The organism is Polaromonas sp., from assembly GCF_049790275.1.
Classification (GTDB): domain Bacteria; phylum Pseudomonadota; class Gammaproteobacteria; order Burkholderiales; family Burkholderiaceae_C; genus Polaromonas.
The window spans coordinates 1-6,316 of the sequence record NZ_JBAQYR010000009.1; the positions used below are offsets into that span (position 1 = coordinate 1).

Consider the following 6,316-nt stretch of genomic DNA (forward strand, 5'->3'; position numbering starts at 1 on the left):
ACGATGTGTTCTTCTGCCATCACCGCTTCATGCGGCTGGATTTGAACGCGCTGAACGCCGCCGCCTGAACATCCAAGGTGTTTCCTATGTCTCCGAACACCTGTTTCCCATGTGTCCAGTCCATACAGCGACGCAAGAGAAAGTGAGTCGCCCGCCGGGGCGAGTCCCGGCTTGCTGGAAGCCCCACAGCCAATCAAGCTTGCACAGGCTTCGACAGGCTCAGCCGGACCGGCGGTGGTCGTAGAACATGGATTCCGGATCCCGTCCGGGACAACAGTCTCGCCCCAACAGCTACCATACGCCCCATGCTCAACAAGCCCCGCATCCTGGTGATCGAAGACGAGTCCGGCATCGCCGACACGATCCAGTATGTGCTGGCCACAGACGGCTTTGCGCCCGTCTGGTGCGCCACCGCCCAGCAGGCCCTGCAGGAATTTGCAGCCGAGCCGCCGGCCCTCGCCATCCTCGACGTCGGCCTGCCCGACCTCAACGGCTTCGAGCTCTTCAAGCGCCTGCACGCCCTGCCCGGCGGCGCCAGCGTGCCCATGCTCTTCCTGACGGCACGCAGCGACGAGATCGACCGGGTCGTCGGCCTCGAACTCGGCGCCGACGACTACATTGCCAAACCCTTCTCGCCGCGGGAGCTCGTGGCCCGGGTGCGCGGCATCCTGCGCCGGACAGTCCGCGCGCCTTCTGCGGGGCCGCAGGAATCCGCCCCGGCAGCCACACAGTCCGTGTTCATGCTCGACGAAGAGCGCCGCCAGATCCGCTTTTACGGCCGGGCACTGGAGCTGTCGCGTTATGAATACGGCATCCTGCGCCTGCTGGTGCAAAAACCCGGGCGGGTCTACACCCGGGACGAACTGCTCACCAAGGTCTGGGACGACGACGCTGCCAGTTTCGACCGCACGGTGGACGCGCATATCAAGACCCTGCGCGCCAAGCTCAAGGCCGTCGCGCCCAACGCCGAACCGATACGCACCTCGCGCGGCTCGGGCTACGCGCTGGCCGAAGACCTGCCGCCGTCGTGACAAAACGCAACCGCATCTTCATCGGCATCCTGCTGATCTATGCAGCCGGCATCGCCTTCATTCTTTACCGCGTGGTCGCCGAGATCGACCCGCGTTACCGCGAGTCGGCCGAAGAATCACTGGTCGAAACCTCGCACCTGCTGGCCGGGCTGGTCGAGCAGGACGTGCAGGCCGGCGCGATCGACACGACGCGCCTGGAGCCACTGTTCAAATCGCTGTACGCGCGGCAATTCCTCTCGCAGATCTACTCGGTCACCAAAACCCGCGTTGAAATGCGCGCCTATGTCACCGACCGATCCGGTCGCGTGCTGTTCGACTCGCTGGGCAAATCCGCCGGTGCCGACTATTCCCAGTGGAAAGACGTCAGCTACACCTTGCGCGGTGACTACGGCGCACGAACCACCCGCGACGTGGAGACAGATCCGCTGAGCTCGGTGATGTATGTGGGCGCGCCCATACGCTGGAACAACGAGATCATTGGCGTCGCCACCGTTGGCAAGCCGGTCGCGAGCTTCGGCCAGTTCGTCTCCGCCGCGCGCCAGAAAACGCTGTTCGTCGGCCTGGTGTCCGTGCTGGCCGTGCTGCTGCTGGCCGTCATCGTCTCGGTCTGGCTGGTGCGGCCTTTCGGCGTGATCGCCGACTACGTGCGGTATGTGCGGGCCCAGCGCTCGCTGAACCTGCCGCGCCTGGGCCGACGCGCGCTGGGCGCCATCGGTGCGGCCTACGACGAAATGCGCGACGCGCTGGCCGGCCGCAACTACGTGGCCGACTATGTGCAGACCCTCACGCACGAAGTAAAAAGTCCGCTCTCCGCCATACGCGGCGCGGCCGAGCTGTTGCAGGAAGCGGGCATGCCGCAGGCCGAGCGCCAGCGCTTCCTGGCCAACATCATGCGCGAGACCGGCCGCATCCAGGAGATGGTGGACCGCATGATGGAGCTCACCGCGCTGGAAACCCGCCGCGCACTGGACCACCCGCTGCCCGTGGCCATGAAGCCGCTGCTCGAGGAACTCGCGGGCGCAGTGCAGGACGCCGCGGCTGCGCGCAGCATCCGCATCATCGTCGATGCACCGGAAGACGCGGCGGTGGAGGGTGACGCCTTTTTGCTGCGCCGCGCTGTCAGCAACCTGCTGGACAACGCGGTCGACTTCTCCCCCGATGGCGGCACGGTCGTGCTCTCCCTGCAACTGAAAGCCCGCACGGTGCGCATCCAGGTGCAGGACAGCGGCCCCGGCATCCCCGAATACGCCCACGACAAGGTGTTCGAAAAGTTCTACTCGCTGGCACGGCCGCATTCACGCAAGAAAAGCACTGGCCTGGGCCTGGCCTTTGTACGCGAGATCGCCTCGCTGCACGACGGCCGCATCGAGCTGGCCAACGCGCCCGAGGGTGGCGCGCTGGCGACGCTGTCGCTGCCGCGTGCGGCGTCCTAGTCCGCAGCCGAATCCACTGTCGCCGGCGCAGGCGACAGCGCGTACCAGTCGATCTTGCGGGTCAGCAGCATCAGCGCCGCCAGCATGCCAAAGACCAGGATGGCCCCCATCAGCAGCGCGTTGTCCTCAGAAACCAGCAGCCCGTACAGCGCGATGTACAGCAGGCCCACAAAGGCAGAAAGAGACAGGCCGCGCCGCCAGCCCTGCAGCACAGCGCTGAAGTACACCATCAGCAGCACCACGCTCGCGCCGCTGGCCAGGCCATAGGCCAGGGAGAAAGCCAGCTTCTCCGACAGCGCCAGCAACAGCAGGAAAAACAGGGCGATCGACAAGCCCACCAGGGCGTACTGCACCGGATGCAACCGCAGCTTGCGAAACAGCTCGAACATGAATGCCGCCATCAGCGTCAACCCGACGAACAGCGCGCCGTACTTCACGGCGCGGTCGGACATCGAATAGGTGTTCTGGGGCTGGATCAGCGATACGTCGAACGTATCCAGCCCCTGGGCCTGGGGACGCGGCCCGCCCGCTGGCGCCTGCACCGATGCCGTGACCTGTCGGCCGGCCGCGCTCACCAGCGAGGACACGGCCCAGCGCGCCTGAAAGCCGTCCTGGGTCTGCGTACGCTGCGCCGCCAGGAAGCGGCCGCCGAAACTCAGATGCGGCCAGCGGATCGCCAGTTGCGCTGAGGTGTCCTCGGCAACAGGCGCCATCGACAGGTTGCGCTGTCCCACCACAGCCATCCGCAGATCCAGCATCAGGGGCTGACGGGCCTCGAAGGCCTTGAGCGCTGCGCCGGTCAGCGGCGCATGGATGCCGCTGGCCAGCAGGGAGCCTTCCGCAGCAAACGGCATGCCGGGCACAAAGCGCAGCGCCTCCCCGGCCAGCAGCAGCACGGGCGACCCCTGGATACCGCGCACATCGGACAGGCCGAACGCCAGCGAGGGCGGCAGCAGTTCGACGGTCGAATCCTTTTCGGTGCGGGGGATGCCCGCTGCATGGGTCGGCGCAAAGCTGCCGGTCCAGGCCCCCTGCAAGTCATAAAACAGCACGCTGAAGATGCCTCGCTGGCGCTCCTGCGGCGAGACCGTGCCGCTGATCTCCAGCTTTTCCGGATAGACCAGGTGGGTGGCCTGCCGGCTGCGGGCGATGCGGCCCTTCAGCTTGCCCTGCTCATCAAGCTGGGCTTCGCTCCATCGCTCCACGTAAGGCACCAGCAACACCGGACCGATGAGCGTTTGCGCACCGGCGTAGGTCGCAGCCAGTTCCTGCGCGGCCTGCTCCCGGGTGGCGCCGCGCTCGGACACCAGCCAGCCAATGCGCGCCAGCGGCAGGCACAGCAGCAAGGTAAGCAGCAGCAGCGTGAGCAGCTTGAGGGTCACGGAATTTTTGGGCAGAAAGGTCATGGCAGCTCCTTGAACAATGAAAGGCCTGACTGTGGCGACGCACCGGGGAATCCGTGTGAAGCCGGGCTTCACACAAACTTCACACAGCCTCCTCACGCCCTTCAAACCGGTTTCTCCACCGCCCGCGATCCTTGGTTCCGTGCACTGTCGCACGCCCGCCAAGGAGTCTTTCATGCCGTCCACACTGTCCTACCAGCCCCCCGTTGCACGCTGGCTGTGGCTCGCCACTGCCGGTGCTGCCGTCGCCTGTTTCATCACGCTGACGCTGCGCCCCGCGCACGCCCAGGACCGGGACGCCCCTCCGCGGCAAAAAACAGAGAGCCCCTACTTCTTCGTCAAAAGCGATGAGCCCGGCCTGGACCAGCTGCCGCTCAAGGCAACCAAAGTCGACGTGCGCATCTCCGGCGTGATCGCCGACGTCACCGTCACCCAGCACTACCGCAACGAAGGCCAGCGCGCCATTGAAGCGAAATATGTTTTTCCTGGCTCCACCAAAGCCGCCGTCTACGGCATGAATGTGCGCCTGGCCGACCGTCTCATCACCGCCAACATCCGCGAGAAGCAACAGGCGCGCATCGAATACGACAGCGCCAAAAAAGAAGGCAAGACCGCCGCCCTGCTCGAGCAGCACCTGCCCAACGTGTTCCAGATGAATGTCGCCAACATCATGCCGGGCGACGACGTCAAGGTGGAGCTGCGCTACACCGAGCTGTTGGTGCCACAGTCAGGCAACTATCAATTCGTCTTCCCCACAGTGGTCGGCCCACGCTACAACAGCCCGCAGTCAGAGCAGGCCCAGGGGAAGTGGGTGGCCAAGCCCTACCTGCCCGCCGGCCAGCCGTCGGCCACGGCTTTCGACATCAAGGTGCAGCTCGCCACGCCGATTGGCCTGAAGGAGGTGCGTTCCAACTCCCACAGCATCGACGTGCAGAAAAGCCAGGAAGCCGGCGCCGAAGGCAGCAAAACCGCCAGTGTGTCACTGCGGCCCGGCAGCGGCCCCGCCAACAACCGCGACTTCATCCTCGACTACCGGCTCGCCGGCGACCGCATCGAGTCCGGCGTCATGCTCTACCAGGGCAACCCCGGCAGCGGCGAGAACTTCTTCCTCGCCATGGTCGAACCGCCCAAGCAGATTGCGGCGCAAACCATCAACCCGCGCGAGTACATCTTTGTCGTCGACATCTCGGGCTCCATGCACGGCTTTCCGCTGGACACCTCCAAGGCCCTGCTGCGCGAGCTGATCGGCAGCCTGCGCCCCAGCGACAGTTTCAACGTGCTGCTCTTCTCCGGCAGCAACCGCTTCCTGAGCCCGAAGTCGGTACCCGCCAGCCGCGCCAACATCGACCAGGCCATCAGCACCATCGTGCAGATGGGCGGCGGCGGTAGCACCGAACTGATCCCGGCCCTCAAACGCGTGTATGCCGAGCCCAAGGCCGCCGACGTTTCGCGCACGGTGGTGGTGGTGACTGACGGCTACGTCACGGTGGAGCGTGAAGCCTTCGAGCTGGTGCGCCGCAACCTGTCGCAGGCCAACCTGTTCTCCTTCGGCATCGGCTCGTCTGTGAACCGCCACCTGATGGAAGGCCTGGCCCGCGCCGGCATGGGCGAGCCCTTCATCATCACCAATTCCTCCGAAGCGCCGGCTGAAGCTGCGCGCTTTCGCAAGATGATCGAGTCGCCTGTTCTGACCAGCGTGAAGGCGCGTTTCGAAGGCATGGACGTGTACGACGTGGAGCCGGCCCAGTTGCCCGACGTGCTGGGCGAGCGCCCGGTGGTGGTCTTCGGCAAATGGCGCGGCCAGGCCGGCGGCCAGCTCGTCATCGAAGGCCAGAGCGCCAGCGGCCCCTACCGCAAGGCCCTGCCGACGGGCAGCAGCAACCAGGACGCGGCCGCACTGCGTTACCTCTGGGCACGGCACCGCATCGCCGGCCTGTCCGACCAGGAAGCGCTCGAAGGCGGCGACTCCCAGCGCGCGCGCATCACCGAGCTCGGCCTGCAATACAACCTGCTCACGCAATACACCAGCTTCCTTGCGGTGGACAAGGTCGTGCGCAACACGCAGCCGCTGGATGCGCCCAGCGTGAACCAGCCCTCGCCCATGCCGCAGGGTGTGAGCAACCTGGCGATAGGTGCCGAAGTGCCCGGCACGCCCGAGCCCGCCACCTGGGCCGGCATGGCCATGATGTTGTCGGTGCTGGCCATGCTGGCGCGCCGCCAGCGCCGCCACAACGCTGCCCGCCTCACCGCCTGAAGGACAGCAGCCATGGCCATACTCAAGGACCTCACCAGCCTTCACGCGCTGGCCAGGCCGCAAGGCCTGCTCAAGCGGCCCGGCTTTGTGCGCTGGGGCGTACGCATCGACACCGCGCCCGAATGGATCTGGCTGGCCCTGCTGGCCGCCGCGCTGTGGCCCACCTGGCTGTGGATGGGCCAGCGCATGCTGGAC

4 protein-coding genes and 1 pseudogene are annotated in these 6,316 nt (G+C 66.1%); 4 read left to right on the forward strand and 1 reads right to left on the reverse strand.

Features of this window, described 5'->3' with window-relative positions; genetic code table 11:
- The first annotated feature begins 305 nt into the window (after positions 1-305).
- Both creB and creC read left to right on the forward strand, forming a co-directional pair.
- A complete protein-coding gene (gene creB / locus WA904_RS01240; RefSeq protein WP_425195305.1) occupies positions 306-1,031 on the forward strand; it encodes a two-component system response regulator CreB in 726 nt (241 codons plus the stop codon).
- Entirely contained in the window at positions 1,028-2,464 is a 1,437-nt protein-coding gene (gene creC, locus WA904_RS01245) for a two-component system sensor histidine kinase CreC (protein WP_425195306.1), read from the forward strand. Before creB ends, creC begins: the two co-directional genes overlap by 4 nt.
- On the opposite strand, the gene creD is transcribed toward creC, so the two are convergent.
- Positions 2,461-3,870 (reverse strand): cell envelope integrity protein CreD, encoded by a 1,410-nt coding sequence (creD, locus tag WA904_RS01250; protein ID WP_425195307.1) that lies wholly within the window; start codon positions 3,868-3,870, stop codon positions 2,461-2,463. The two genes, creC and creD, sit on opposite strands and share 4 nt — an antisense overlap.
- 172 nt (positions 3,871-4,042) lie before the next feature.
- Between creD and WA904_RS01255 the strand changes: the two genes are divergently transcribed.
- Positions 4,043-6,121 carry a VIT and vWA domain-containing protein gene (locus WA904_RS01255; protein ID WP_425195308.1) on the forward strand — a complete coding sequence of 693 codons (2,079 nt, stop codon included), beginning with the start codon at positions 4,043-4,045 and terminating at the stop codon, positions 6,119-6,121.
- A gap of 12 nt (positions 6,122-6,133) precedes the next feature.
- A pseudogene (locus tag WA904_RS01260) lies at positions 6,134-6,316 on the forward strand (hypothetical protein); the annotation flags it as partial.